Source organism: Saccharopolyspora sp. ASAGF58, from assembly GCF_012277335.1.
Taxonomy (GTDB): Bacteria; Actinomycetota; Actinomycetes; order Mycobacteriales; family Pseudonocardiaceae; genus Saccharopolyspora; species Saccharopolyspora hattusasensis.
In genome coordinates this window covers 4,360,093-4,386,023 of sequence record NZ_CP040605.1, presented here as the reverse complement: position 1 = coordinate 4,386,023, position 25,931 = coordinate 4,360,093, and the positions used below count along the sequence as shown (strand labels likewise).

The 25,931-nt window shown below is 69.2% G+C and carries 27 protein-coding genes and 1 pseudogene; 9 read left to right on the top strand and 19 right to left on the bottom strand.

Features of this window, described 5'->3' with window-relative positions; all coding sequences use genetic code 11:
- Positions 1–150: 150 nt before the first annotated feature.
- Positions 151–921 (bottom strand): maleylpyruvate isomerase N-terminal domain-containing protein, encoded by a 771-nt coding sequence (locus tag FDZ84_RS21010; protein ID WP_246868313.1) that lies wholly within the window; start codon positions 919–921, stop codon positions 151–153.
- On the bottom strand, positions 918–1,481 hold the full coding sequence (locus FDZ84_RS21005; RefSeq protein WP_246868312.1) for an SAV_6107 family HEPN domain-containing protein: 564 nt from the start codon (positions 1,479–1,481) through the stop codon (positions 918–920). Before FDZ84_RS21005 ends, FDZ84_RS21010 begins: the two co-directional genes overlap by 4 nt.
- Before the next feature lie 197 nt (positions 1,482–1,678).
- Between FDZ84_RS21005 and FDZ84_RS21000 the strand changes: the two genes are divergently transcribed.
- Positions 1,679–2,248 (top strand): N-acetyltransferase, encoded by a 570-nt coding sequence (locus FDZ84_RS21000; RefSeq protein WP_168587294.1) that lies wholly within the window; start codon positions 1,679–1,681, stop codon positions 2,246–2,248.
- Positions 2,249–2,483: 235 nt separating this feature from the next.
- On the opposite strand, the gene FDZ84_RS20995 is transcribed toward FDZ84_RS21000, so the two are convergent.
- Positions 2,484–4,163 (bottom strand): DUF885 domain-containing protein, encoded by a 1,680-nt coding sequence (locus tag FDZ84_RS20995; RefSeq protein ID WP_168590230.1) that lies wholly within the window; start codon positions 4,161–4,163, stop codon positions 2,484–2,486.
- A gap of 253 nt (positions 4,164–4,416) precedes the next feature.
- Between FDZ84_RS20995 and FDZ84_RS20990 the strand changes: the two genes are divergently transcribed.
- Positions 4,417–5,085, top strand: coding sequence for a DUF3153 domain-containing protein (locus FDZ84_RS20990; RefSeq protein ID WP_168587293.1), 669 nt, complete (start codon positions 4,417–4,419; stop codon positions 5,083–5,085).
- A gap of 3 nt (positions 5,086–5,088) precedes the next feature.
- On the opposite strand, the gene FDZ84_RS20985 is transcribed toward FDZ84_RS20990, so the two are convergent.
- On the bottom strand, positions 5,089–5,958 hold the full coding sequence (locus FDZ84_RS20985) for a methylenetetrahydrofolate reductase (RefSeq protein ID WP_168590229.1): 870 nt from the start codon (positions 5,956–5,958) through the stop codon (positions 5,089–5,091).
- Positions 5,959–6,191: 233 nt separating this feature from the next.
- Between FDZ84_RS20985 and FDZ84_RS20980 the strand changes: the two genes are divergently transcribed.
- Both FDZ84_RS20980 and crtI read left to right on the top strand, forming a co-directional pair.
- Positions 6,192–7,322, top strand: a complete 1,131-nt coding sequence (locus tag FDZ84_RS20980) for a polyprenyl synthetase family protein (RefSeq protein ID WP_246868311.1) — start codon at positions 6,192–6,194, stop codon at positions 7,320–7,322.
- Positions 7,322–8,785 carry a phytoene desaturase family protein gene (gene crtI, locus FDZ84_RS20975; protein WP_168587292.1) on the top strand — a complete coding sequence of 488 codons (1,464 nt, stop codon included), beginning with the start codon at positions 7,322–7,324 and terminating at the stop codon, positions 8,783–8,785. The genes FDZ84_RS20980 and crtI overlap by 1 nt, the downstream gene beginning before the upstream one ends.
- Positions 8,786–8,899: 114 nt before the next feature.
- Here the strand turns inward: crtI and FDZ84_RS20970 are convergent, their stop codons facing one another.
- Positions 8,900–9,265, bottom strand: coding sequence for an Rv2175c family DNA-binding protein (locus FDZ84_RS20970; RefSeq protein WP_210435026.1), 366 nt, complete (start codon positions 9,263–9,265; stop codon positions 8,900–8,902).
- Between the two features lie 171 nt (positions 9,266–9,436).
- On the opposite strand from FDZ84_RS20970, the gene pknB reads away from it, so the two are divergent.
- Both pknB and mptB read left to right on the top strand, forming a co-directional pair.
- A complete protein-coding gene (gene pknB / locus FDZ84_RS20965) occupies positions 9,437–11,422 on the top strand; it encodes a Stk1 family PASTA domain-containing Ser/Thr kinase (protein ID WP_168587291.1) in 1,986 nt (661 codons plus the stop codon).
- Between the two features lie 226 nt (positions 11,423–11,648).
- Positions 11,649–13,241, top strand: a complete 1,593-nt coding sequence (gene mptB, locus FDZ84_RS20960) for a polyprenol phosphomannose-dependent alpha 1,6 mannosyltransferase MptB (protein ID WP_246868310.1) — start codon at positions 11,649–11,651, stop codon at positions 13,239–13,241.
- Here mptB and FDZ84_RS20955 read toward each other — a convergent pair.
- Entirely contained in the window at positions 13,195–13,500 is a 306-nt protein-coding gene (locus FDZ84_RS20955; RefSeq protein WP_246868309.1) for a LysR family transcriptional regulator, read from the bottom strand. The two genes, mptB and FDZ84_RS20955, sit on opposite strands and share 47 nt — an antisense overlap.
- Positions 13,501–13,571: 71 nt before the next feature.
- Here FDZ84_RS20955 and FDZ84_RS20950 point away from each other — a divergent pair, with 71 nt between their 5' ends.
- Complete coding sequence (locus FDZ84_RS20950) at positions 13,572–14,267, top strand: aspartate/glutamate racemase family protein (RefSeq protein ID WP_168587289.1); 696 nt, start codon at positions 13,572–13,574, stop codon at positions 14,265–14,267.
- A 75-nt stretch (positions 14,268–14,342) separates the two neighbouring features.
- Here FDZ84_RS20950 and FDZ84_RS20945 read toward each other — a convergent pair whose 3' ends face one another.
- Together FDZ84_RS20945 and FDZ84_RS39065 are read right to left on the bottom strand one after the other, a co-directional pair.
- The gene (locus FDZ84_RS20945; protein ID WP_210435025.1) at positions 14,343–15,788 is read right to left on the bottom strand and encodes a class II 3-deoxy-7-phosphoheptulonate synthase; all 1,446 of its coding nucleotides are present in this window, start codon (positions 15,786–15,788) and stop codon (positions 14,343–14,345) included.
- 270 nt (positions 15,789–16,058) lie between these two features.
- Positions 16,059–16,265: pseudogene (locus FDZ84_RS39065) on the bottom strand (pyridoxamine 5'-phosphate oxidase family protein); the annotation flags it as partial.
- Between the two features lie 215 nt (positions 16,266–16,480).
- Here FDZ84_RS39065 and FDZ84_RS20935 point away from each other — a divergent pair.
- Positions 16,481–17,320, top strand: a complete 840-nt coding sequence (locus FDZ84_RS20935) for a DUF308 domain-containing protein (RefSeq protein ID WP_168587287.1) — start codon at positions 16,481–16,483, stop codon at positions 17,318–17,320.
- A gap of 43 nt (positions 17,321–17,363) precedes the next feature.
- On the opposite strand, the gene FDZ84_RS20930 is transcribed toward FDZ84_RS20935, so the two are convergent.
- From FDZ84_RS20930 to FDZ84_RS20895, 8 genes are all read right to left on the bottom strand, one after another.
- Positions 17,364–17,597, bottom strand: coding sequence for a hypothetical protein (locus tag FDZ84_RS20930; RefSeq protein ID WP_246868308.1), 234 nt, complete (start codon positions 17,595–17,597; stop codon positions 17,364–17,366).
- 255 nt (positions 17,598–17,852) lie between these two features.
- The gene (locus tag FDZ84_RS20925; protein WP_168587286.1) at positions 17,853–18,671 is read right to left on the bottom strand and encodes an ESX secretion-associated protein EspG; all 819 of its coding nucleotides are present in this window, start codon (positions 18,669–18,671) and stop codon (positions 17,853–17,855) included.
- 101 nt (positions 18,672–18,772) lie between these two features.
- Positions 18,773–20,263, bottom strand: coding sequence for a PPE domain-containing protein (locus tag FDZ84_RS20920; RefSeq protein WP_168587285.1), 1,491 nt, complete (start codon positions 20,261–20,263; stop codon positions 18,773–18,775).
- Positions 20,264–20,275: 12 nt separating this feature from the next.
- Complete coding sequence (locus FDZ84_RS20915; protein WP_168587284.1) at positions 20,276–20,800, bottom strand: DUF3558 domain-containing protein; 525 nt, start codon at positions 20,798–20,800, stop codon at positions 20,276–20,278.
- Positions 20,797–21,234, bottom strand: a complete 438-nt coding sequence (locus tag FDZ84_RS20910; protein WP_168587283.1) for a hypothetical protein — start codon at positions 21,232–21,234, stop codon at positions 20,797–20,799. Before FDZ84_RS20910 ends, FDZ84_RS20915 begins: the two co-directional genes overlap by 4 nt.
- A 305-nt stretch (positions 21,235–21,539) precedes the next feature.
- Positions 21,540–21,743: a Scr1 family TA system antitoxin-like transcriptional regulator gene (locus tag FDZ84_RS40800; protein ID WP_371812645.1), complete on the bottom strand. Its 204-nt coding sequence runs from the start codon at positions 21,741–21,743 to the stop codon at positions 21,540–21,542.
- 47 nt (positions 21,744–21,790) lie between these two features.
- Entirely contained in the window at positions 21,791–21,952 is a 162-nt protein-coding gene (locus FDZ84_RS20900) for a DUF397 domain-containing protein (RefSeq protein ID WP_371812908.1), read from the bottom strand.
- A gap of 49 nt (positions 21,953–22,001) precedes the next feature.
- A complete protein-coding gene (locus FDZ84_RS20895) occupies positions 22,002–22,844 on the bottom strand; it encodes a helix-turn-helix transcriptional regulator (RefSeq protein ID WP_168590225.1) in 843 nt (280 codons plus the stop codon).
- Positions 22,845–22,998: 154 nt separating this feature from the next.
- On the opposite strand from FDZ84_RS20895, the gene FDZ84_RS20890 reads away from it, so the two are divergent.
- The gene (locus FDZ84_RS20890) at positions 22,999–23,262 is read left to right on the top strand and encodes a hypothetical protein (RefSeq protein WP_246868307.1); all 264 of its coding nucleotides are present in this window, start codon (positions 22,999–23,001) and stop codon (positions 23,260–23,262) included.
- Between the two features lie 60 nt (positions 23,263–23,322).
- On the opposite strand, the gene FDZ84_RS20885 is transcribed toward FDZ84_RS20890, so the two are convergent.
- The 3 genes from FDZ84_RS20885 to FDZ84_RS20875 all read right to left on the bottom strand — a co-directional run bounded on the left by FDZ84_RS20885 (position 23,323) and on the right by FDZ84_RS20875 (position 25,871).
- Positions 23,323–24,348 carry a 6-phosphofructokinase gene (locus FDZ84_RS20885; RefSeq protein ID WP_168590223.1) on the bottom strand — a complete coding sequence of 342 codons (1,026 nt, stop codon included), beginning with the start codon at positions 24,346–24,348 and terminating at the stop codon, positions 23,323–23,325.
- A 230-nt stretch (positions 24,349–24,578) separates the two neighbouring features.
- Complete coding sequence (locus FDZ84_RS20880; RefSeq protein WP_168587280.1) at positions 24,579–25,076, bottom strand: polyadenylate-specific 3'-exoribonuclease AS; 498 nt, start codon at positions 25,074–25,076, stop codon at positions 24,579–24,581.
- A 45-nt stretch (positions 25,077–25,121) separates the two neighbouring features.
- A complete protein-coding gene (locus tag FDZ84_RS20875) occupies positions 25,122–25,871 on the bottom strand; it encodes a 1-acyl-sn-glycerol-3-phosphate acyltransferase (protein ID WP_168587279.1) in 750 nt (249 codons plus the stop codon).
- Between the last annotated feature and the right edge of the window lie 60 nt (positions 25,872–25,931).

The following is a 25,931-nucleotide window of genomic DNA, read 5'->3' as shown; positions in this document are numbered from 1 at the left end:
TTAGCGGTTTTCGTGAACGCGGCCGCATGAACGGGAATTTCCCGCCGAAGCGGCACCCGCACATGTCGAACCCAGCCGTGCCGCCGACGCGAATGACGTGCCGCGGCGCGAAGCCGGTCGCACACCCGCGACCGGCCGCGGGCGGCGTGCTCAGCGGGTGGCCAGCTGCAGGAGGCCCCACAGCTGTGCGATCGCGTCGAGATCGCCGCTGGTCTCCACCGCGCGATCGGGCAGCCGACCCCACATCCAGAGGTAGACGGCGGGCGCATCGCCGCCGACGACCGCGTCGGGCGTCGCGGTCGACACGTCGTCCGAGCTCACCACCGCGGTCCCGTTCTGGTCGGCGGTGACCAGCCAATTCCGGCCCTCCACGTACACCCCGACCGAACAGGCGCGCGTCGCGGTGATGCCGAGCGCGTGCAACCGGTAGCCGAACCACAGCCGCAGCACCTCGTCGATGCCGTCGGTCGCCACGTCGGGCTCGATCGGAGTCGGCAGCACCCCCGCTGCGGCCTGCACGTCCACCCGGTGCACCGTCGTGGCGTGCAGCATCCGGCGCAGCCAGAACCGCACGGTGTGCTGCTCCGGCCACCACGTCGGACACGGATCGTGCGGCGGCCTGGCGCCGAGCTCGGCGAGCAGATCCGCCAACCGGACGGCGAACCGGCCGGTCACCTCGCGCAGCTCGGGCTGGTCCGGCAGGTCCCAGCGCCGCTCCACGGCAGACGAGCCCAGCCAGGACAGCGTGTCCTCGCACAGATCGCCCAGGTGCCGGACGGTCTGCCCCAAGGTCCTCCCGGACGCGCCCCACACCGGCGCGTGGACGTGCGCGTCATGGGTCGCCGCGGTGAGCAGCTGGGCCTCGATGCCGAGCAGGTCCAGCATCCGCCCGTAGTCGAGCCTCACTTCAGTACCGTTCATCGAGCCACCCCCAACAGGCTTCGCCCCACGATGTCGAGGAATTCCCGGCTGCGCGCCAGAAGTCCATCGGCGTCCAGCCAGGTGATGGTGGGCACCCCAGCCTCCGCCGCGGCCCGCCGGTCCGAGCGCGCCGCGAAGTACGCCGCCCACTCCCGCAGCTCGGGAGCGGCCCCGGTCAGCAACGTCCACGCGCTGGCCGGACGACCGTTCTCCCGCCGCCAGGAGCGCGCCACGACGACCGCGGTCGCCGCGCGTAACGCGGCCACATGCGCGGCGACGTACCGCTCCCCGGGGCGGTCGGCCTCCTCCGCCTCGTGCAAGCACGTTCGCGCGTTGAGCAGCAACGACAGGGAGCCGGCCGGTGTCTCGGCCTCTGGTGTCGGTTCGTGGTTCTCCACGGAGCGCCGCGGAGCAGGAATCGAGAGATCAGTGGAAAAAGACATCGGCAGTCTCCTCTGCACGACGAAGCCGTCCACGCCTGCCGCGGGGAGCCGGCAGGTCCGGCGGCGGGGTGCTTCCCCCACCCCACCGCCGGACTCGATGCCCGAACTGGAGTTCATCGAACTCGCGTTCGAACACTTACAGATTAGCTCGCCCAACCGACGGACTCAAGCAATGCGCCGTAGCTCACCTGTTCGAGGCATGATCAGACAAGATGATCACCCGAGTGGCCGAATCCGGCACCCGGTGAAGCCGCCTCGACGGCAGGATCGGCCGCGAGAAGGACCGCGCGCTGGGAAGGCGTTAGTGTTCGGCCGTGACCGCCGCGCCATCCCCCAGCTTCGATCGGATCACCGAGCTGACCACGGACCAGCTCCGGGCCCGGCTCCCCGAGGCCCTGCAGATCTACGTGACCGCGATGAACTACCCACCCGCGACCGCCCAGCAGCGCGCCCCGATGTGGTCGGCGCACATGCTGCGCGCGGGATGGCGGTGCGTCGGTGCGTTCAACGACCGCGATGAGCTCGTCGGCCTCGGCTACGGCTACCTGGGCGCCCCCGGGCAGTGGTGGCACGAGCAGGTTCGCCGCGGCCTGCTCAGCAGCGGCGGCGATGCCGAAGCCTGGCTGGACGACTACTTCGAACTGACCGAGCTGCACGTTTACCCGGGCAGCCAGGGCGTCGGCCTCGGCGAAGAGGTCCTGCGCCGCCTGCTCGCCGGGGCGCAGGGCAGCAAGGTCCTGCTGTCGACGCCGGAAGGGCCGACCCGAGCCTGGCGCCTGTACCGCCGGGTCGGCTTCGGGGACGTCCTGCGCGACTACCGCTTCACGGGCGACCCGCGGCCCTTCGCGGTCCTGGGCCGCTCCCTCCCCCTCGAACCCCGCTGACCACGACGCCCGCTTCGGGCAGCGGTCCCGGTAGCGAAGGCGGCGATTTCGCGCGAAATCGCCAGGCCTGCAGGCGTGGCAGTTGGCGATTTCGCGCGAAATCGCCGACTCCACAACCCAATCGTGCGCGATCCAAGCGGTTCCTGGTTCAGCCACCCCGTCGCGGGATGGTTCTGGAAGGGTGAGGGGCACCCCTGACCCGGCAATCGGGTCGCGGGCGCCCCTCACTGCGTGATCACAGCAGCGCTAGCTGCTCGCGGAGAGTGTCGAGGCCCATGCCGCCCATCTTCAGCGCCTGCGTGTGGAACTCCTTCATGTCGAAAGCCGCGCCGTGGCGCTGCCTGGCCTCGTCGCGGGCCGCCCGCCAGAGGCGCTCGCCGAGCTTGTAGGACGGCGCCTGGCCCGGCCAGCCCAGGTAGCGGTCGATCTCGTCGCGGACCTGCGCCGGGTCGGTGATGGTCCGGCTCAGCATGAACTCCAGGCCCAGTTCCGGGGTCCAGCGCTCGCCCTCGTGGAAACCGGTGCCGGCCGGGATCTCCAGCTCTAGGTGCATGCCGATGTCGACCACCACGCGCGCCGCGCGGAAGAGCTGGTCGTTGAGCATGCCGAGCAGGTCCCCGTCGTCTTCGAGGTAGCCGAGCTCGCGCATCAGGCGTTCGGCGTACAGCGCCCAGCCCTCGCCGTGCCCCGAGACGAAGCAGGCCAGCCGCTGGAACTTGTTGAGCCGCTGCGCCTCGTGCACCGCGGTCGCGACCTGCAGGTGATGCCCGGGCACCCCCTCGTGGTACACAGTGGACACTTCGCGCCAGGTGGGGAAGTCCTGCCGGTCGGCGGGCACCGACCACCACATCCGGCCGGGCCGGGAGAAGTCGTCAGTCGGGCCGGTGTAGTAGGCGCCGACGCCGCCGCCCGGCGGGGCGATCTTGCACTCCAGCCGCATCAGCGGGTCCGGGATCTCGAAGTGGGTGCCGCGCAGGTCCTGCAGCGCCTGGTCGGACAACCGCTGCATCCACGCCTCGAACCGGTCCTGCCCGTGCACCTGATAGCGGGGGTCCGCGTCCAGCACGGCCGCGGCCTCGGCGAGCGACGCGCCCGGCCTGATCCGGTTCGCGATCTGCTTCATCTCCGCTTCGATGCCGGCGAACTCCTGCCATCCCCACTCGTACGCCTCTTGCAGGTCGAGGCGGGCACCGGTGAAGTACCGCGACCACAACCGGTACCGCTGCTCGCCGACGGCGTCCTTCTCCGGTGCCTTCGGCAGCAGCTCGCCGCGCAAGAAGTCGGCCAGCCCGGCGAAGGCTTCGGCGGCCGATCCGGCCGCGGAGTCGAGGTCACGGCACAGCGACTCGTCCACGCCTTCGGCCCGCGCGACCATCGCCGCGAAGAACGACTGCCCGTCGCGCCCGGACCAGGTGTCGCACTGCTCCGCGACCTTGCTGACCTGCCGGACCGCCGAAACGTTGCCGTCGGCGGCCGCCGCCAGCAGCCCGGCACGCACGCCCAGCACCGCTTCGGGCATCACCGACAGGCGGCGGGCGATCGTGCTCCACTGCTCCGGGGTGTCGGTCGGCATCAGGTCGAAGACCTGCCGGAGTCCCTGCACCGGGCTGGCGATCACGTTCAGCGCCGCCATGTCCGCGCCGGCCTCGTGCAGCTCCAGGTCCAGGCCGATCCGCTCGGCGAACACCGCTTGCGCGATCCGCTCCGAGTCATCGGCCGGCTCAGCCGCCTGCACCGCGGCCAGACTGCGGCGGGCGAGTTCCGCGCGGGCCCGGTACCCGTCCGGCGAGTAGTCGGTAAGTTCTTCTTCCCGATCGGGTACGCCCAGGTAGGTTCCGGCGACCGGATCGAGCGAGACCAGCTCGGTGACGAACCGGTCGCTGATCTCGTGCACGCCGTTGTGGTCAACTCCCATGCCCGCCACGCTATCGCGCACCAACGACTCACACGCCCCGCGGCGAAGCCAGATCCGCAAAAATGGGGCAGCCCCGCTCAGCCGGGGCGGGGTGCAATTTCGCGAGAAATTGACCGTCACCCGGGTGAACGTCAATTTCTCGCGAAATTGCGTCACACCCGGCTGGCCATCCGCACGCGGTGTTGGGACGGCTGCGCACCCTATCAAGTTCGCGGGGCAGCGGAAACGTGGTGCGGGTGGGAAGATCGCCCGAGTGGACGCCAAGACGCCGCGCGGCCGCGCCGCGCTCCTGACGGTCCTGATCGGCGTGCTCGGCACGCTGCTCAGCGGGTGCCTGCACGTCAACGCCGCGCTGAACATCTCCGGCGAGGACCTGGTGTCCGGCGAGGTCCGGCTGTCCACCCAGATCGCCGACGGCCAGGCCCCGTTCCGGTTGCAGCCGCCCGAGAACCTCGCCGACCGGGTGCAGGTCACGCCGAACGACGACGGCGGGCGGACCGGCTCGCACCTGTCGTTCCACGACCTGACCTTCCCCGAGGTCGAGCAGCTCGCCGAGGCGCTGAGCCCCACCGACTCCCGGTACCGGCTGCACCTGTCCCGATCCGGCTCGCTGGTGTTCTTCGAGGGTTCGGCGGACCTGACCCCGCTGGCCGACACCGACTCCGGCGCCGACCTGAAGATCAGCGCACCCGGCGAGATCACCAACACCAACGGCCAGGAAAGCGCTGGCACGGTCACCTGGTCGCTGCAGCCCGGCTCGGTCACCGAGCTGTCGGCCACCTACCAGTTCTCCAACTCCGCTGGCATGGACTGGATCGGCTGGGCGCTGCTGGTCGGCGCGCTCACCTTCGGCGCCGCAATCGTCGTGGCGCTGCTCGCGCTACGCACCCACATCCGCACCCGGGCGGAGCAGAACGCCTGAGCCTCAGAGACCGAGGTTGGCCACCACCTGGCGCGTCGCCTTCGAGCGGTTGAGGGTGTAGAAGTGCAGCGCGGGCACGCCTTCGGCGATCAGCCGCTCGCACAACCGGGTCACCAGGTCCACGCCCGCTGCGCGGAACCCCGCCGGGTCCTCCGCCAGCGGCCACAGCTGCTCCGACACCTCCGCAGGCACCGGCACCCCGGCGAGCTCGCCGAACTTTCCCAGCACCCGCGGGGTGGTGATCGGCATGACGCCCGGCAGCAGCGGCACGTCGCAGCCGCGGGCGACCATCCGATCGCGCAGCCGCAGGAAGTACTCCGGCTCCAGGAACAGCTGGGCGATGGCGAACCCGGCACCGGCCCGGATCTTGCGCACCAGGTGGTCCGCGTCGACGTCCAGGTCGGTGGAACGCGGGTGGCCGTGCGGGAAGGCCGCCACGCCGACGCAGAACTCGCCGAGCTCCCGGACCAGCCGGACGAGCTCCTCGGCGTAGGTCAGCCCCTCGGGGTGCTGGCGCCATTCGCCGTTCGGGTCGCCCTGCGGGTCGCCGCGCACGGCCAGCACATTCTGCACCCCAGATGCCGCGTACCAGCCGATGACGTTGCGCAGTTCGGCGACCGAGTGGTCCACGGCGGTCAGGTGCGCCATCGGCGTCAGCGTGGTCTCCTGCGCGATGCGACCGGTGGTGCGGATGGTGCGGTCCCGGCTGGATCCGCCAGCGCCGTAGGTCACCGAGACGAACGCTGGGTCCAGCGGTTCCAGCTCCCGGACCGCCCGCCAGAGGATGCGTTCCTCGTCATCGCTGCGCGGCGGGAAGAACTCCACCGAAAAAGTTGTCTTCTCGGTGTTCAACCGATCCACCACCGCCGTCATGCCGAACAGGATAGTGAACCGCCCCACGACCGGTCCCACATGGCGGTTCGAGCAAGCAGCCCGCGCATGAGCCGACGCCGATTCGCGCACATCCGGTTGCGGGGGCGCACGCTGCAATGCTCGAAGAGGGCACCGCAAAGACATCCGGCTACGTTCCGGAGTCAACCTGGTGACTCCGAGCACCCCTTCGGACCCGGCCGTCACCACTCGGCGGCATCGCGGAGGATGGAGGTGTGCCCCCATCGAATTCGACCGCTGTGCAAGCAACCGGCAAGGAAGACGTCGCCGTGGAACTCGACCTCCCGGGTCAGGTCCAGCACACGCTGACCGAATACCTGCAGACCCGCCGCGCCGAGGCAGTCGGCCTCGACCCGGCGTTCGCGGCTGCGGTGGCCGAGCTCTCCGGGTTCGTCCTCGGCGGCGGAAAGCGGATCCGCCCGACCTTCGCCTGGTGGGGATGGCGGGCGGCCGGCGGACCGGCCGAGGGGCCGCCGGCGCAGGCGATGCTGCGGGCCGCGAGCGCGCTGGAGCTGCTGCAGGCCTGCGCGCTGGTGCACGACGACCTGATCGACGAGTCGGACACCCGGCGGGGCAACCCGACGGTGCACCGCAGGTTCGAGCAGATCCACCGCGAGTCCGGGTTCTCCGGTGGTGCCACCCAGTTCGGGCTGGCCGCCGCGGTGCTGCTCGGGGACCTCGCGCTGTCCTGGGCCGACGACATGCTGCACAGCGCCGGGATCGCGCCGCAGGCGCTGGTCCGCGCGCTGCGCCCGTGGCGCGCGATGCGCACCGAGGTGCTCGCCGGCCAGTACCTCGACGTGCTCGGCCAGTTCCGCGGCGACGAGACGCCGCAGGCTGCGTTGCAGATCTGCCAGCTAAAAGCCGCTTCCTACACCGTGCAGCGGCCGCTGGAGCTGGGCGCGGAGATCGCCGGCGCAGGCCCGGACGCGCTGCAGGCGCTGCGCCGCTTCGGTTCCGACATCGGTGTCGCCTTCCAGCTCCGCGACGACCTGCTCGGCGTCTTCGGCGACCCGGAGGTGACCGGCAAGCCCGCCGGGGACGACCTGCGCGAGGGCAAGCGGACAGTGCTGATCGCCGAGGCCGTGGCGGCGGCCCGCGGGCAGGCCGACCAGCCCGCGCTGGACCTGCTGCGCGACGTGCTCGGCGACCCCGAGCTGGACGCAGACCGCGTCGAGCAGGCACGACAAGTGCTCACCCGGCTCGGCGCGGTCGAGGCCGTGGAGAAGCGGATCACCGATCTGACCGGGTCGGCGATGCTCGCGCTGCACACCGCTGGGTTGGCCGAACCGGCCGCGTCCCGGCTGGCAGAGCTGGCGATCGCGGTCACCGACCGCAGCCACTGATGCGCACGGTATCCGGCCGGACCGATCATGTCGTGGTCGTCGGCGCTGGGCTGGCCGGGTTGTCGGCGGCCCTGCACCTGGCGGGCGCCGGGCGGCGCGTGACGGTCGTCGAACGCGCCGGACTGCCCGGCGGGCGGGCCGGATTGCACGAGCTCGCCGGGTACCGGATCGACACCGGCCCGACCGTGTTGACCATGCCTGAGCTGGTCGACGAAGCCTTGGGCGCGGTCGGCGAATCGTTGTCCGAGCGCCTCGACCTCATCCCGCTGCATCCGGCCTACCAGGCACGGTTCGCCGACGGCTCGACGCTCGACGTGCACACCGACGCCGCCGCGATGGAGGAGGAGGTGCGGCGGTTCGCCGGGCCCGCGGAGGCGGCCGGGTACCGGCGGCTGCGGCGCTGGCTGACCGAGGTGTACCGGGCGGAGATGCACCGCTTCATCGACGCGAACTTCGACTCGCCGCTGGGCCTGCTGTCGCCGGAGCTGGCGCGTCTCGCGACGCTCGGCGGTTTCGGTCGGCTCGGCCCGGCGATCGGCCGGTTCCTGTCGGACCAGCGGCTGCGCCGGGTCTTCTCCTTCCAGGCCCTCTACGCGGGACTGGACCCGCGCCGCGCGCTCGCCCTGTACGCGGTCATCTCGTACATGGACACCGTCAACGGCGTGTGGTTCCCGCGCGGCGGCATGCATGAGGTCCCGACCGCGCTCGCCGATGCGGCGGCGGGCGCGGGCGTCGAGTTCCGCTACAACGCCGAGGTGACCGAGTTGGAGCGGCGGGGCGATCGGATCGCCGCGGTGCGCACGTCAGACGGTGCCCGCATCGCGGCCGATGCGTTCGTGCTCACACCCGACCTGCCGGTCGTGCACGAGCTCCTGGACCACCGCACGCGACGGCGGTTGCGCTGGTCACCGTCGGCGGTGGTGCTGCACGCCGGGACCGCCCGCGGCTGGTCCGGCGCCCACCACACGATCTCCTTCGGCGCGGCCTGGCACGGCACGTTCACCGAGATCATCCGTGACGGCAGGCTGATGACCGACCCATCGCTGCTGATCACCCGCCCGACCGCGACCGATCCGTCGCTGGCACCCGACGGCCGCGAGCTGCACTATGTGCTCGCTCCGTGCCCGAACCTGCGCACGGGGCCGATCGACTGGGACCGGGTCGGCCCGGCCTACCGCGACGAGCTGCTGAGCACGCTGGAACGGCGCGGCTTCACCGGCTTCGGTGCCGCGATCGAGGCGCAGCAACTGGTCACCCCGGCGGACTGGGCGGCCCAGGGGCACGCAGCAGGAACGCCGTTCTCAGCCGCGCACACCTTCGCGCAGACAGGGCCGTTCCGGCCGCGGAACCTGGTGCGCGGCCTGGCCAACGCCGTGCTCGCCGGCTCCGGCACGACACCCGGCGTCGGGGTTCCGCCGGTCTTGTTGTCCGGCAAGCTCGCCGCACAACGCATCACCGGCTGACCGATGCTCAAAGCTCGTGAGTACTTCTGGGCGCCATAGCCCCCAGAAGCACTCACGGGTACTGGCCCGGCTGCGCTCGCGACTCGCCGGGCCTCCCGAACCCTTCCGATGGCCTCAGAAGCCCATCGCCTGGGCCCGCCGCTTCACTTCCCGGCCGCGGTCGCCGCGCAGGGCGTCGATCGGCGTTCCGGGCAGCGAGTCGTCCGGGGTGAACAGCCACCGCAGGATCTCGTCCTCCCGGTAGCCGTTGTCCCGGAGCAGCGTGATAGTGCCCGCCAGACCCTTCACCACTTCGGTGTCGGTGAGGAACGCGGTGGGCACGCCCAGTACGCCGTTCCTGCGCAGAGCGAGCAGATGGCCATCTCGGATCAGTTGGTGCACCCGGGTCACGGGCTGACCGAGCCGCTCGGCGACGTCGGGCAGCGGGACAACCTCCACATCGGGAGCGAGCACATCCGGGGCAGCAGGGATCGCACTCACGCTGCACACCTTGCCACATGACCGACCGCGATGCCGTGCACCGCACGAATTATCGTCGACCTACGATCAAGATCGTGATCGTTCCCACATCCGAGTGCGGAGGTGTTCCCCGGACCGCCCGCGCGGCCTGCCACAATCGGGTTGGAAAGGTTACCCGGCGGTTGGCGGAAGATGACTCCTGAGACACGCTCCAGCGGCGGCGCGAGCCTCGTCGGAGCCACGCTCGAACGCCGTTACCGGGTCGATTCGCTGATCGCCCGCGGCGGCATGTCCACGGTCTACCGCGGCCTGGACACCCGGCTGGACCGGCCGGTGGCCATCAAGGTGATGGACGCCCAGTACTCCGGCGACCGCTCGTTCGTCGAGCGCTTCGAGCGCGAGGCGCGTGCGGCGGCCCGGCTGCACCACCCCGACATCGTCGCCGTCTACGACCAGGGCGTGGACCACGGCCTAGCCGGCGACCACGTGTTCCTGGTGATGCAGCTCGTCGAGGGCTGCACGCTGCGCGATCTGATTATGGACCGGGGTGGCCGCCTGCCGGTGGCGATGGCGCTGAGCGTCATGGCGCCGGTGCTCTCTGCGCTGGGCGCCGCGCACCAGGCCGGCATGGTGCACCGCGACGTCAAGCCGGAGAACGTGCTGATCGGCACCGGCGGCTCGGTCATGGTCGCCGACTTCGGTCTGGTTAGGGCTGCGGCCGAGGCGGGCACGACCAGCGGCGGCGTCATCCTGGGCACCGTCGCGTACCTGTCGCCGGAGCAGGTGACCACCGGGGCCGCCGACGCTCGCTCCGACGTCTACGCCGCCGGGATCGTGTTCTACGAGATGCTGACCGGCCGCCCGCCCTACGTCGGCGACACCGCGCTTTCGGTGGCGTACCGGCACGTCAACGACGACGTCCCGCCGCCGGGCGAGCTGGTCCCGGAGATCCCACCGGCCGTCGACGACCTCGTCTTCCGCGCCACGCGGCGCGACCCGGCGCAGCGCCCGGAGAGCGCCGAGGCGTTCCTCGCCGAGCTGGAGCGGGTGCGCACCGAACTCGGCATCGCCCCGGTGGCCGTGCCGGTCCCGGCGTCCGAGGAGCGCACCAGGCAGCTGACGCCGCCGGTCGCGGCCGGAGATCCGCCGACCGAGCAGATCCCGGCCGTCCGCGACACGTCCGTCGGCCCGCAGCGCACCCGTGCGATGGCGCGCCCCGCCACCGGCGACCACACCGAGGAGTTCTCCACCGTCGCCGCTGCGCCCAGCGGGCCGGAGCGGGATCGCCGCCGCGGCAGGCGGACGGTCATGGTGTGGACCGTCGTGGTCCTGGTGCTGGCCGCGCTGATGGGGGGCGCGGCGTACTGGCTGGGCATCGGCAGCTACGTGCAGGTGCCGCGCGTCGTCGGCGAGCAGGAGGCAGCGGCGCAGCAGGCGCTGGAGGGCACGGATCTGACCGGCAACGTCACCAAGGAGTACAACAACACCATCGCCGAAGGCGTGGTGATCAGCTCCAACCCGGGCGAGGGCTCCCGGGTGCGCAGCGGCGGAACCGTGGATCTCGTCGTCTCGCTGGGCAAGCCCAAGGTTCCGCAGGTCGCCGAGGGCACCACGGTTGCCGAGGCGGAGAGCGCGATCCGCAACGCCAAGCTGCAGCCCAAGCACGACGAGTCTGGCGACCAATACCACACCACGGTGCCCGAAGGCCGGGTCATCAGTGTCAACCCCGCCCCCGGCACCACACTGAACATCAGCGCCGAGGTCACCCTGATCGTCAGCAAGGGCCCGCCCCCGGTGAAGGTGCCCGACGTGCGCGGGATGAGCCGGGACGACGCCTTCACCACGCTGCGCAACGCCGGCTTCGACCCCTACGAGGCGGGGCGCCAGTTCGACTCCGGCGTCGACGGCGACCACGTCATCAGCACCGATCCGGCCATCGGCAGCGAACTCCGGCTGGTCGGCCAGCCGCGGATCGGCGTGGTGCTGTCCAACGCGGTCCAGGTGCCCAGCCTCAACGGTGTTCAGGTGGACGAGGCGAAGCAGCAGGTCGCCGCGCTGGGACTGCAGCTGAGCGTGCAGTCGTTCTTCGAGCGGCCGAACATGGTGATCTTGGGCCAGTACCCGCTTCCCGGCAGCCGGGTCGAGCCCGGTACGACGATCCACGCGACCGCTTTCTGAGCACCGGTTCGCGGGTGCGCGCACCCGCCGACCGGCCAGAAATGAACGACGCGCAATGTGATCCTGATCTCTTCTCGTCGCTGTAACGTTTTCGCCCTGCCAGGGTCTACCAGCGGGGACTCGACGGGCGGCCGTCACCGAAAAGCGCGACCGAAGGCCACGACAGGACCGATCTGACCTGGTCACGGCGGCTCGGACGGACGATTGTGGAACTATTGGGAGCACAATGCCCCCGAGTGTTTCGATCGAGTCGGCCCCCGACTGGTCCGAACGGACCAACAACACCACAGCCGACCTGCCCAGTCTCGGCGGACGTCGGCCACCTCGTCGTCCGCTGCCCTTGCGCACCATCGCATTGGGCGCGATCGGGTCCGTGCTGCTGCTGATCGGCTCCTTCGGCGCCGGCGGGACGCTCGTCCACGACCCCGTCCTCGGTTCCGGGCCGCTGTCGGTGCTGCGCTACGGCCACGGTCGCGATGTGGCGGTGACGGTCGTCTACGTCGGCTTCGCACTACTCGTGTGGGCGTGGGTGCGGCTGGGTCGCGGGGTGATCGCGCACCTGGTGACCTCCCGCGGCGTGCTGTGGGCGACCGCCGCCTGGCTTGGCCCGATGCTCATCGCGCCGCCGCTGTTCACCCGCGACGTCTACAGCTACCTGGGCCAGGGCCTGCTGGCGCTGAACGGCCTCGACCCCTACGGCGTCGGCCCGTCCGCGCTGACCGGCCCGATCCCGGAGAACGTGCACCCGACCTGGCAGACCACGCCCGCCCCGTACGGTCCGCTGTTCATCGGCGTCGCCAAGGGCGTGATCCTGCTGGCCGGGCACGACATCATCGCCAGCGTCATCGTGATGCGGCTGGTGCTGCTGGGCGGCCTGGTGATGCTGATCTGCGCCCTCCCGGGCCTGGTCCGGCACCTCGGCGGGCGGCTGCCGGTCGCGCTCTGGCTGGTCGCGGCCAGCCCGATGACGGTGGTGCACCTGGTCGGCGGCCCGCACAACGACATGCTGATGATCGGGCTGCTGTCGGTCGGCACGCTGCTGATGCTTGAAGGCAAGAACGTCGCCGGGATCGCGCTGGTGTCGGCGGCGATGGCCATCAAGGCGACCGCCGGGCTCGCCCTGCCGCTCCTGGTGTGGATCTGGGCATCCCGGCTGGAGGGGCCGCTGTGGCGACGCTTCCTCCGCGCCGTGTTCCCGGCGGTAGGCGTGTTCGTGGTGGTCTTCGGCGCTTGCACGGCGCTCGCCAAGGTCGGTTTCGGCTGGCTTTCCGCGCTGTCCGCGCCCGGCATGATCGTCAACTATCTGTCCGCGCCGACCGCCGTGGGGCAGGCGCTGCACAGCCTGGTGTCGCTGTTCGGCGAGACCAACATCTGGCCTTTCGTGGGCGCCACGCGCACGCTCGGCTCGGTGCTCTTGGTGGCGATCCTCGCCTGGAACTGGTGGCAGGCCCGCGACGGCGGGCCCGAGGCGGTGCGCCGGGCGGCCATCGTGCTGTGCTGCGGCGCGCTCCTGTCGCCGGTCCTGCTGCCGTGGTACACGACCTGGGGCTTGGCCCTGGGCAGCGCCTTCCTATGGACTCCGCGGGCGCTGTCCTACGTGGTCGGCGCCTCGATCGCGCTGGTGCTGGCCTACTACCCCGATGGCGAGCAGGCGATGTACAACTGGCCGTTCGTCGCGGTCGGGATCGGCGCCGCCCTGCTCGGCGCGCTGTCGCTGGTCCGCTTCGACCCGCTGGGTCTGAGCAGCGCCTTCGGCAAGCTGTCGCGCACGGTCACAACTGGTCGCCCGCCTCGCGAAATGCATGGATCACAGCGCTGACCGAACCCATCCGGCCAGGTCGCGGTGCTTCGGCATGCCTGGCAAGCACCTGCCCGGCTTCGGTCAGCGCAACGCCGCGCGAATGACGCAGGACCAGCGCGGTGCCCGCCTGGCGTTCCAGCCGCCGCAAGTGCTGGCTGACGGCGGGTCGGGTCCAGCCCAGCGCCCGTGCCGCCGCACCGAGCGAGCCGCCTGCACGATCTCCCGGAAAACCAACAACCGCTGCGCGTCCACGCCCCAAGTTTCGCTTGGACCGCACCAAGCAAGATCCGGCTAACCTGCGGCCGCGGGTGAGGCTGTCGGGCACGAGGTCGTTCGACGAGGAGGCGCATGCGCACGATCGGGATGCTCGGGGGGATGAGCTGGGAATCCTCCGCCGAGTACTACCGGCTGCTGAACGAGGAGAGCCGCGCTCGGCTGGGCGGGTACAACACCGTGCCGAGCGTGCTGTACAGCGTGGATTTCGCCGAGATCGTGGCCATGCAGGAGGCCGGGGACTGGGCAGCGGCGGGCCGGCACTTGGCCGACGCCGCGCGGCGGGTGCGACGCGCCGGAGCGGATCTGGTCCTGCTCTGCACCAACACGATGCACCAGGTCGCCGAAGCGATCGAGGCAGCGATCGACGTGCCGTTCGTGCACATCGTCGACGCCACCGGCGCACGGATCGCGGCCGCCGGTCACACCCGGGTCGGCCTGTTGGGCACCCGCTACACCATGGAACTCGACTTCTACCGGGCGCGGATGCGCGACCAGCACGGCATCGACGTGATCGTCCCGGCGGAACCCGACCGCACCCTGGTGCACGACGTCATCTACCAGGAGCTGACCCGCAACCGCGTCGAGGACAGCTCCCGCGAGCAGTACGTGCGCGTCGTGGAGTGCCTGGCCGAGCGCGGCGCCGAGGCCGTGATCTTCGGCTGCACCGAGATCACCCTGCTGCTCGGACCGGACGACAGCCCGCTGCCGCTGTTCGATTCCACCCGCCTGCACGTCGCGCACGCCCTCGACATCGCCCTCGCCAAGTGACGAATCGGGCTGCGCGAAACGTGGAGGGCCCGGAACCGCTTTGGTTCCGGGCCCTCCCGCGTGCGTCCTGCTGGTTCAGCCGCGCAGCATCTCCGCGACCAGGAAGGCCAACTCCAGCGACTGCTGGGTGTTCAGGCGCGGGTCGCAGGCCGTCTCGTAGCGCCCCGCCAGATCGGCGTCGGAGATCTCCTGGGCGCCGCCGAGGCACTCCGTGACGTCCTCGCCGGTCAGCTCGATGTGGATACCGCCCGGGTGCGTGCCGAGCCGGTGGTGCACCTCGAAGAAGCCCTGCACCTCGTCCACGATCCGGTCGAAGTGCCGGGTCTTGTAGCCGGTGCTGGCCTCGTGGGTGTTGCCGTGCATGGGGTCGCACTGCCAGATCACCTGGTGCCCGGAGGCGGTGACCTTCTCCACGATCGACGGCAGCACGTCGCGCACCTTGCCGTTGCCCATCCGGCTGATCAGGGTGAGCCGGCCGGGCTCGTTGTTCGGGTCCAGCCGCTCGACGTACTCGATGGCCTGCTCGGGCGTGGTGCCCGGGCCAATCTTGATGCCGATCGGATTGGAGATCAGCTCGGCGAACGCGATGTGCGCGCCGTCCAACTGGCGGGTCCGCTCCCCCACCCACAGGAAGTGCCCGGACAGGTCGTACAGCCGCGGCTGGTCGCCGGAGGTGTCCAGCCGGAGCATGGCGCGCTCGTAGTCCAGCACCAGCGCCTCGTGGCTGGCGTAGAACTGCACCGCGTGCAGGCTGGAGTCGTCGACGCCGCAGGCGGACATGAAGCGCAGGCCGCGGTCGATCTCGGCGGCGACCGACTCGTAGCGCTCACCGGCCGGCGAGTTGAGCACGAAGTCCTTGTTCCAGTCGTGCACCTTGGTCAACGCGGCCATCCCGGCGCTGGTCAGCGCGCGGGAGAGGTTCATCGCGGCGCTGGCGTTGGCGTAGGCGCGGATCAGCCGCGACGGGTCGTGGCGGCGTGCCTGCTCGGTGGCGGCCAGCGAGTTGATCATGTCGCCGCGGTAGGACGGCAGGCCCAGCGCGTCGGTGTTGCTGGACCGCGGCTTGGCGTACTGCCCGGCGATCCGGCCGACCTTGACCACCGGCATGCTCGCGCCGTAGGTCAGCACCACCGCCATCTGCAGCAGCGTGCGGATGTTGCCGCGGATGTGCGGCTCGGTGTTGTCCGCAAACGTCTCCGCGCAATCCCCGCCCTGCAGCAAAAAGGCCTCGCCCCTGGCGACCGCGGCGAGGTGCTGACGCAGCTGGTTCACCTCGGAGGGAACGGTCACCGGCGGCACGCTCTCCAGCACCTTCCGGACTTTGCCGGCCTGGTCCTGGTCCGGCCACTGCGGCTGCTGCACGGCGGAACGGGCCAGCGCGTCGTCGAGGCGGGCGCGCATCTCCGGCGGCAGCGGTGGCAGCTCGGGCAGGTCATCTACGGGGACGTCGACGGTCCAGTTCACGTTCCCAGAATAAGCACTGGGCGCTACCCCTTTAACTCCGGGAGAGCCGTCCCACATAGCGGATCGCCCAGCGGGCTTCGATTCAGTACGCACCGCCGAGTTTGCGGTGGTCCCAGGTGATCGTCCGCGTCGGGTCAAGCGCAGCCCGACGCGCTTCGCCGCCTTGGTGCGCAGGGCCTCCCGAGCTTCCTCGCTCGCCGCAAGACCGCTCGGGGCCGCCCCGCCGTAGCGCTCGGCCAGGCCAATGCCGATGCGCTCGACGTCCGCTGGGGCCTCCAGGATCTCCGCGCCGCACTCCAGCGAGACGCCGCGCAGCTCGCCGTACTCCGTGCCGGTCTCCAGTAGCAGCGTGGCCCGCGGGTCCCGGCGCAGGTTCAGCGTCTTCTGCGACCGGCTGTAGGACCACACCTCGATCACGGGGCCATCGTGCACGAACCACATCGGCACCAGATGTGGCCGCCCGTCGCTCTTCAGCGTCGCCAGCACCACGATCCGGCGCTGGGCGATGAAGTCGACGATCTCGTCCTCGGACATGGTGATCTGGCCGCGTCGCGACATGCGTGCTCCGGGTTCCGCTACGCCGATGGTGCGTCGATCTTGTTCCGGGAGACCCCACCGCGTCAACGCAGACCCCGAGGCCGCCGCCCGGGAAGATCATCCGAATCGGCCTCGACCATCGCAAACCGGCCCTGACGCGACACCTCTGGCGCTAGGCTCTCGCCCCGTCGACGACGCGAGAGGAGCGGCCGGTGACGTGGGGACCGGGTCAGCAACCACGGCAGGAAGCGCAGCCGGAGCGCAAGGCGATGTCGCAGCGGTTGTGGCCGATCAGCATCCTCGCCGACGTCGCCGCGGTGGTCGCGTTGCTGATGAGCTCGACGCAGAACGTCGCCGTGGTCATCGCCGCGATCGCACTGCTGCTGGGCGTGGTGCATCTGTGGGCGAGCTTCGGCAAACCCGTCGACCGGTGGGTGGTGCTGTCGGTCGCCGGGATCGTGGCAGGGGCAGCCATGATCGCCGTGGTGGCCACCCGATCACTAATGGCGGTGCCCGATCAGGCGAGCGGCCAGGCGACCGATCTGCCGCATCAGACCAGCCCGACCACGCCCAACCCGACCACACCGCGGCCGCCGGCCACCACCTCGGCATCGCAGACCAGCTCCACCTCCGTCGCCCCTGCGGTCGGCCGCGAGAGCGGCGACAAGCCGATCGTGCTGACCAGTGGCTACGCCCTGGATCTGGATTCCGCCGAACCGCTTTGGGTCGCCAAGCGGACGGAGGACTCTTCCGGGCACGACCTCGAAAACAGCGCTGGCTACCTCTACGCGCGCGAGGACATCGCGGTGGCCACCGCCCAGGCGACCTTCGAGGACTGCGTGCGGGCCGGCTACTACAGCTCGATCAGCAGCAACTACCTCGTCACCGGCGCCGCGTTCTGCGTGAAGACGACCACCGGCGCCTACGGGCGGATCGTCGTCCGCGATGCCCAGGGCTCGCAGCTAGTGCTGGACGTCGTGGAAGAAGCCGAGCTAGCTCAGCGCGCCGCGGCTTCCCTCTGCCAGGTTTCCTCGATCGCGTCCGCGTCGTAGCCCGCGGGCTCCCAGCGCTTGGCCAGCAGCGCCACCAGACCCATCAGCGGGGCGAGCGCGCGATCACCCAGAACACGCCGCTGCCCAGGGACGCGCCGAGCACCAGGAAGAAGAACAGCGCCAGCGTGGAGCCGACCCGCAGGGTGCCCTGGTTGAAGCCGATCCCAGTGCCACGCATCGTCGGGCAGCTCAGCGACACGAAGCTCATGACGTGCGCGCCCGGCCCGGATGCCTGCGCGAACATGAACGCGCCCAGCGCGAAGATCGCGAAAAGCACGTAAGGCCAACGATCAGGTCGTGAGCGTCCAGGAAGATCGCGCCTAACGCCAGCAGCACGATCATCTTCGCGTGGCTGCCCCGTGCCGCATTCCCGAGTTGACCAGTTCGGTGACGTCCCGCGCCGAGCAGATGAGCACAGGCTCGCGCTCGGCGACCGGTTGCGTGGACGCGGCGTCGTTGATCGTGCGCGCGGCCCAATAGCGAGGAGCTCGCCTAATCAGTGGAACAATTGCGCCCACATGGCGGAACAAGGTCAGCGCACGGCGGCGATCAGCCGGTCGATGCCGCTGCGGATCTGACCTGCGTCGGCGGGGGTGAGCACGAACATCTGCTCGCCGGTGGAGCCGCGTTCGGCGTGGTCGAGGTAACGGCCGTCGGGCTCGGCGTTGTCGAACCAGCGCACCACCGGCGACCGGCGGACCCGGCCGTGCGGGTCGCGCAGGTTCGCCGCGATCTGGCCGCCGCGCACGTGCACCGCGTTCCCGATCTCGTTGTACGCGGCCACCTGCTGGTCACCGCTGCTGCCGCGCGACTGCGTAACCTCTTGCATCATGCTGTCCGGCATCTCCTCGGCCTGCGAGGCCGACTTGAGGGAGCTGGCCGGCGCCCGCACGGCGGGGCGGTTGCCCGGCGGCGCGGGCGGCAGCGTCGGCAGAACCGCTTGCGAGAGCTGCATTTTCTCGTGCACCTCGACGGCGAGCGGACCACCGAACCGGTCGGTCTCCCCCGGCCCCTGCACGCCGAGCACCACCCGGTCGCCTTCGGTCAAGGCAGCGACGGTGCGCCAGGCAGCGTCGCTGGCGAAGTCCGGGAACCACAGCGAGTCGACCCACAGGTACGGCTTTGTGAGCACCTTCAACGCCTGCGCCAGGCCCTGGTCGACCTCGTTGTTCACCAGGATGCCCAGTTCCGCCATGGCGCCGGCCTCTCGCTGGGCGACCTCGCCGAGCTGGTGCTTGGTGCGCCCGTAGGCCGGTCCTTCCAGCGGCAGCGTCAGGTCGTCGAGTTCGAGGTAGCTGCGGACGAGGTAGAGGTGCAGCGGGTGCAGTTGCCAGCGGCCGACGATGGCCACGTGTCCTCCCCCAAGGAGTGATCGATGTGGTCGGTGTAGTCGAATTTGCCGCAATTTCAATGGAAATCGGATCTTCGATTTCCATTGAAATTGCGGAGTGGTCAGGCGCCGAACACGGGTGGCGCGGTCTTGGGCATGTCTTCGAGCCAGATGTCGTCCTGCTCTTCGAGCCACCCGGGACGCTCGTGATCCTGGTCTTCGCTGCCTTGGCCTCGCTGACCGGCCGCACCCATTCCACCGGCGCCCGCGCCGCCGCGTCCGGCCGCGCTACCCGCGGCACCACCGCCCGCGCCGCCGGCTGCGTCGAGCCCGCCGACTCCGGCGCGACCCCCGGCTCCGAGCGCACCCGCACCGGGCCGACCAGCGCCACCTGCGCCGAGTCCGCCGGGCTTACCGCCGCCAGCACCGCCAGCACCACCGGCACCACCGCGACCCATTCCCGAGCCACCGCCAGGCCCGCCGCGGCCCGGTCCGCCGCCGGGACCACCGGTTCCGGTGCGTCCCGCTCCGGGGCCGGGCAGGTAGCCGACGCCCACGTCCCCATTTCCAGTACGACCGGGAAATCCGCCGGTGCGGATCCCGGTCAGATCACCTGACAGCCTCGCCGGCGAGTCGCCCGGTGTCCAAGCCGATCGGGTTTCTGCCGGAATGTTGGGGTCGCCGCCGATGATGTCGCCGACGTTGGCGACCGAAGGCGTCGAGGGCTGTCCGCTGCCCCTGCGGTCCCTCGGGCGAACCGGCGGGGGCGGCGGCTCGATCGGCGGCGGCGGGGGCGGAGGGGGCGGCGGCGTGGGCTTGTTGTTGAGGTCCCGATACGCCGGAACCGAAGTGTCCACATTGGAGTACGTGGGACTGAGCACCCGCCCCATGGTCTCCTGCGCCCCGCGCTCGGCCTGCTGCCGCTCCCGCATCTGCGCCAGCGCATCGACACCGCCACCAACGACTCCGGTCGGGATGCTGGCCAGCATGGTCCGGCCGTAGTGGTGCCCCTCGGGCTCGGGAACCATCGCCTTGACCTGACCGGCAGCCGAAGCGGCTTCCTCAATCTTGTTACCGGTCAGGTGGAACGCCTCGGAACTGCCGGAAATCCAGTTGACCAGCGGTTCCGACGACTCGTTGGCCGCATCGGCGGCGTCGCCCTCCCAGCCACCAGCGATCGCCGAACCGGCGTTCTGCTGAAGTCTCGGCCCGACTTCCTTGAGCTTGGCGGCGATTTCCCGCCACTGCTGGGCGGCTTCGGTGGCCTTGCCCTGGTCCAGCGACTGTTGGTTGGTGTCGTAGAGCTCCTGATGGCTGTAGGACTGCCAGTTCTCCTGCTGGGTGATCGATGCAGGGTCGAACTCCATGCCGCTGCCCAACGCACTGTTCTGCGCCTCAAGCTGCTGGCGCAACTTCTCGTTGTATTCCTCGGAAGCAGTAGCAGCGGCCTCCTGGGCCTTTTGTGCCCGGGAGTTGTAGCCGAACAGGTCCGCGCCGGTGTCGTAGACCTGGCCAGCGCCTTCTGCGACGGCGTTGCCCACGGCGGTGGCACCATCAACGACGGCGCCGCCGACGTCCTCGGCCACGCCCCCAGCCCACTCGAGAAACCCCATCGATCCCCCCAGTTATCTCGGCATCCGAGGCGCAATAGCCTCAGCAATCTTCAAACCCTCAGCACACTCATCAAGTCCCTGGTCGCGGAACTCACTCACGTCGATGATGATCACGCCACCGCCCGCATTGAACAGCGCAGAGCAGATCCGCGCCTGTGTTGCACTCTTGTCAATCGCGCTTGCCGCAGGACGCCCGTCGACCTCCGCACGGTCAAACTTCGCCCAGTTGTCCTGCTTGCCGTACGACTCGACCGTCTTCTCTTGGTTCTTGTAGAACGTGGCGGTAAACGGCTTGCCCCTGAAGGAACAACCCGGCTCTGAAGAAATGCCGGTCTCCGGTTGACCAGGTCCTTCGAACCCGAACGATTTAAGCTCATCTGGAGTCAGCAGCGTGCACGGATCAACCTTCGCAAGCCCCTGATCCTTCTCCATTGAACCCAGGGAAACGTCCTTCGGCGAACCTCCACCGCACCCAGCGGCTGCCAACAAAGCCACGCCTGCACAGACTGCAACGACGGTCCGAGACAGCACCTTCACGCCTGACTACCCTTCTGCAAGTCCTGACTGATCTGCTCGTCAGTTGCAACGTAGTCCTTCGCCGCTTGCCTGAAGAGATCTGCCTTCCGCAACAGCTCGTCACGCAGCTTCCCCAGCAGGTCAGCAGCTCCCGTCGAGCCGTTTGTAGCCTTCCGCCCAAACTTAGATGCCAACTCCTGCGCAGAGCGGTACGCACCCAAGCCCTCAACACGCCCGAGCGCAAGAGCCTGCTTCGCAAGTCGATCGACCTCGTAAGCCTCGTCTTCGTAGGCCTCGGCGGCTTTGTTGGCCGCGTCAGGGTTCATCTTCAGCTTGCCAGCCGAAACCTGTTGCGCCAACTGGTCGTTCTGCTGCTGGATCGCGCCCAGCGCCGCACCGGCACCGGCGAAGCCGACGGCCCCACTCAGATCCCCAGATAAGTATGCGTCAGCCATCGCGAGCCCCTCCGGCACAGATCGTCCAACCGGAGAAAACCGTAGTGAACCGGACATCCCACACGCGGGAAAACCCCGAAACTTGATCACATGACCGGGCTCACATCACCCGTTCAGCCCAGCCAGGAACACACAGGCACCCTGATTCATGCTTCGACTCGACTTTCGCCAGCGTACGACGGGTAGATCACGCACCGGACACCCCTAAGGCAGCTTATTCAGCAGGTCCTCGATGAACGTCTTGGATTCTTGCCGACTGAGTGCCTCGTTTTGAAGAGCTTTCGCAATCGAGGCGTAGGTGTCGATCAGCACAGGGTCCTCCACCTCGTAGGACCAAAGTTGTCGAACTCCAAGAGGATGAACTTTCTGTCCATACCCGCGTGCGCACCGACGCTCGTGGGCATCACCTGCACCCCGACTTGTTTCGCCACTTCAAGCAGATGAAGCAACTGCGCCCGGCCCCTCCGGCACAGATCGTCCAACCAGGGAAAACCTGGCGAATCGGACACCCGGCGCGCAGGCGAACCCGAAAGATGATCACATGAAGGGGCTCACATCACCCGTTAAGCCTAGCCAGGAACGAAGCCCACCGAGCCCGCGAGAACACCAACGCCGCCCCAGCCGGATCCTTCGAATCCCGAGCCGAAACCACACCCCCGACGAACGCCACCTCGACGCAGTTGGCACCGTTGTCGCTGTAGCTGGACTTTCGCCACACCACTCGGTCAGGCACCGCTCGCAGCCTTCCCCTTAATCAACCAGGCGAGTTAATCAACCAGGCGAGACTTGATCGCCTCCGCCGACTCCTCCTCGGACAACGCGGTCGAGATTAGCTGCTCGGCCGAACGAACATAAGCGGCCACCTGGTCCTGATCCTGGATGTAGACAGCCCCGTCAGGAATCTCGACATAGCCGATCGACTGCGCGTCTCGGAAGTGCAGCACCATGAATCCCCCGCACAATCCGGCATGCGGACCGGTCGACGTGGGCAGCACCCGAAGTTCGATGTTGTCCTGCACTGACAAGTCGAGAAGGTGTTGCAATTGCTCGCGCATCACCGTTCGATCCCCGATCGTTCGGTCCAGCACAGGCTCCTCAAGCACAGCGTTCAACCGCAATGGCGACTCGGCCACCAACCTGCGCTGACGGGCCATGCGGAAGCTCACCATGCGTTCGTTGTGATCGGGGCGAACACGAGTGCTCGTCGCGGTCAGCGCTGAAGCATACGCTTCGGTCTGCATCAAGCCGGGCAAGATCAACGGCATGTAGATGAACTGGGATTCCGCGATCCCTTCCAGGCCGACGTACGTCTTGAGCCAGTCCGGCAGCACATCTACCCAGGGCGCCCACCACGTCTTCTGATCAGACCGGCTGGCAAGCGAGTTCAGCCGTTCAGCCTCCCAGGTCGGGGCGCCGTAGAACTTCAATAGCCCCGAGACCTCGTCCGGCTGCGGGAAGTACCGCCCGGTCTCCAGGTGCGTGATCTTGCCCGGTGAACACCCGATCGCCCGCGCCGCCGCAGCGCTGGTCTCACCCGCCCGAACCCGGAAGTTGCGAAGCTCGACGCCTACGAGCCAACGCAAAGCCGACGGATCTTGCCGGTCCACCATGGACAGCCTCCTGACAGTCACGCATCCGCGACCAGTCTGCACCGCGTCCAGGACGGGAACGATCAAGAGCATTGATCGTGTTATCGCTTTCCATAAACATTTACGACACCATTTCCCTGTGCCGTTCATGATCTAGATCACAGAGGAGGCCGCAATGCCGGGGAAGTCGTTGGGGAGTCGGGAGGAGTTCATGGCCGAACTTCACGATCTGGCAAGGGAAACCGCGCCACGGTTGTTCGCCCTGTGCCAGGAGTTCGGCGATCGTCACGACGCGCAGGTCGAGTACTTGGGCATGGCTTTCGACGACTGCGCCGACGTCGTCAGCGCATCCGACCAAGTCCGGGCCAGCTTCCGGTCCGCCGAGGCCGCGCTCAGCCGGTTGTCGCGGCGGTCGAACCTGCATCTCGTTTGGGTTTGAACGTACGAATAGGCGCCGCCCGACCTCGCAGGTCGGGCGGCGGCGCCTATCAAAAAGGGGTCAGCCGAAGAGGACTTCGGCTTCTGCGTAGCGTTCCAGGGGCACCGTCTTCAGCGATGCCGTCGCGTCGCGGAGCGGGACTCGCACGATGTCTGTGCCGCGCAGCGCCACCATCTTGCCGTAGTCGGCTTCGGTGATCGCGTCGATCGCGTGCAGGCCGAAGCGGGTCGCCAGCACCCGGTCGTAAGCCGTCGGCGTGCCACCTCGCTGCACATGGCCGAGCACCACCGCGCGCGACTCCTTGCCCGTGCGCGCCGCGAGCTCCTCCGCCAGCCAGGTGCCGACACCGCCCAGGCGGACGTGGCCGAAGGCGTCCTTCTCCCCCGTCAACAGCAGCTCCTTGCCGCCTTCCGGGACCGCGCCCTCCGCGACCACGATGATCGGCGCGTACTGGCGCTCGAAGCGCTGCTCCACCCAGGCGCAGACCTTCTCGACGCTGAACGGCTGCTCTGGCACGAGGATGACGTTCGCGCCGCCCGCCAGCCCGGAGTGCAGCGCGATCCACCCCGCGTGCCGACCCATCACCTCGACCACCAGCGCCCGGTGGTGCGACTCCGCAGTGGTCCGCAGGCGGTCGATGGCCTCGGTGGCGATGTGCACCGCCGTGTCGAAGCCGAACGTGTAGTCGGTGGCGTCCAGGTCGTTGTCGATCGTCTTCGGCACCCCGACCACCGGCACCCCGTCGTGAGTGAGCTGCTCGGCGACGCCGAGGGTGTCCTCGCCGCCGATCGCGATCAGCGCGTCCACCCGGTTCTCCTCCAGGGTCGCCCTCAGCTTGGCGATCCCGTCGTCGACCTTGTACGGGTTGGTGCGCGACGAGCCCAGGATGGTGCCGCCCCGGTTGAGGATCTCCTCCACCTTGTCGAGGGTCAGCGGCGTGGTCAGGCCCTCCACCGGGCCCCGCCACCCGTTGCGGAATCCCAGGATCTCGTGCTGGTGCACCGAAATCCCCTTGCGGGTCACCGCGCGGAGCACCGCGTTGAGCCCGGGGCAGTCGCCGCCACCGGTGAGCACTCCGACACGCATTCCAGTCGGCATCGCTTTTCCCCGCCTCCTCTGATCCAGCCCGGATGGGGAGTGATCTGCGTCTCCCCTGCGTCACAGCGTGGCACGAACTGGATCGTTGCAGCAAGTATCCGGGACGTTATACCGGTCGCGATACTGGCTGCGGCAGACGACCGGTAACACCCGCCCGAGGAATCCGGCAAAAAGGGTGCCGGTTCTAGCTGGAACCGGCACCCCTCACGAGTCGGAAATCAGGCGAAGCCGCGCTTGCGGCGGACCTCCTCCATCACCCGCCAGCGTTCGAGGTTGTGCTTGGCGTCGGCCAGGGCGTCGTGTGCGTTGTCCGGCGCGGCGGGCAACTTCGGCTTGCCGAGGTCCTCCCAACGCTGCCGCAGGTCGCGGGTGAACTTCGGGATCCGCGACGGCAGCAGCGGCATCACGCCCCAGAGCTGGGCCAGCGCCACGTGGTCGTAGGCCGCGTACCAGGCCCACAGCTCAATGTTCCCGCTGCGCGCGGTCAGGAATGAGTACAGGTCCTCGCGGATCCGGGCGCGGGAGCGCCAGCACGGATCGGCGGGCAGCGGCAACTGCGGCAGGACGTGCTGCCGAACCCAGGCACCGGCCCGAGACGCGTCGAACTCGGTGGACACCGCGTAGAACTCGCGCCCGGACTCGTCGACCACCCCGATCGACACCAGCTCGATGGTGTGTCCGTCCTCGATGAACTCGCAGTCGTAGAAGTATCGCACCAGGTCAGCCTAGGTGGCGGCGGTTCCGGGTCCGGTCGCGGGCCGTCAGCCGGCCTTGGACTCCGGGAGGCGCTCGGCGGACTTCTGCGTCTTCCAGCCCGCCACGTGCTTGCCCTGCGCGGCCAAGTCGTCCTTGACCTTAGCGGCGTAGACGTCGACGTACTCCTGCCCGGAGAGCTCCATCAGGGCGTACATGATCTCGTCGGTGATCGACCGCTCCACGAACCGGTCGCCGGCCATGCCCTCGTAGCGGGAGAAGTCCAGCGGCGGGCCGACCTTCACCACCACCTTGTGCGGGTACCACATCTTCGACCCGATTGGGTTGACCCGATCGGTGCCGAACATCGCGATCGGGATCACCGGCGCCTTCGACTCCAGCGCCATCCTCGCCACACCGGTCTTGCCCTTGTACAGCCGGCCGTCCGGGGACCGGGTGCCTTCCGGGTAGACGCCCAGCAGCTTTCCCTCGCGCAGCAGGCGGACGCCGGTGTCCAGGGCGGCCTGCGCGGCGGCGCCGCTGGACCGGTCGATCGGCACCTGCCCGACGCCGGAGAAGAAGTACTTCTTGAACTTGCCCTTGAAGCCCTTGCCGGTGAAGTACTCGCGCTTGGCCAGGAACGTCACCCGCCGCGGCATCATCAGCGGCATGAAGAACGAGTCGGCGACCGCCAGGTGGTTGCTGACCAGGATCGCGCCGCCGGTGGTCGGCACGTGCTTGACGCCTTCGACCTTCGGACGGCAGAACAGCTTCATCAAGGGCCCGAGCAAGAAGTGCTTCATCACCCAGTACAACACCGCTGCGCCGCCTCCTCGCCCCGCCGACTTCCCTGCTCAGCCTACGGAGCCCCGAGATCC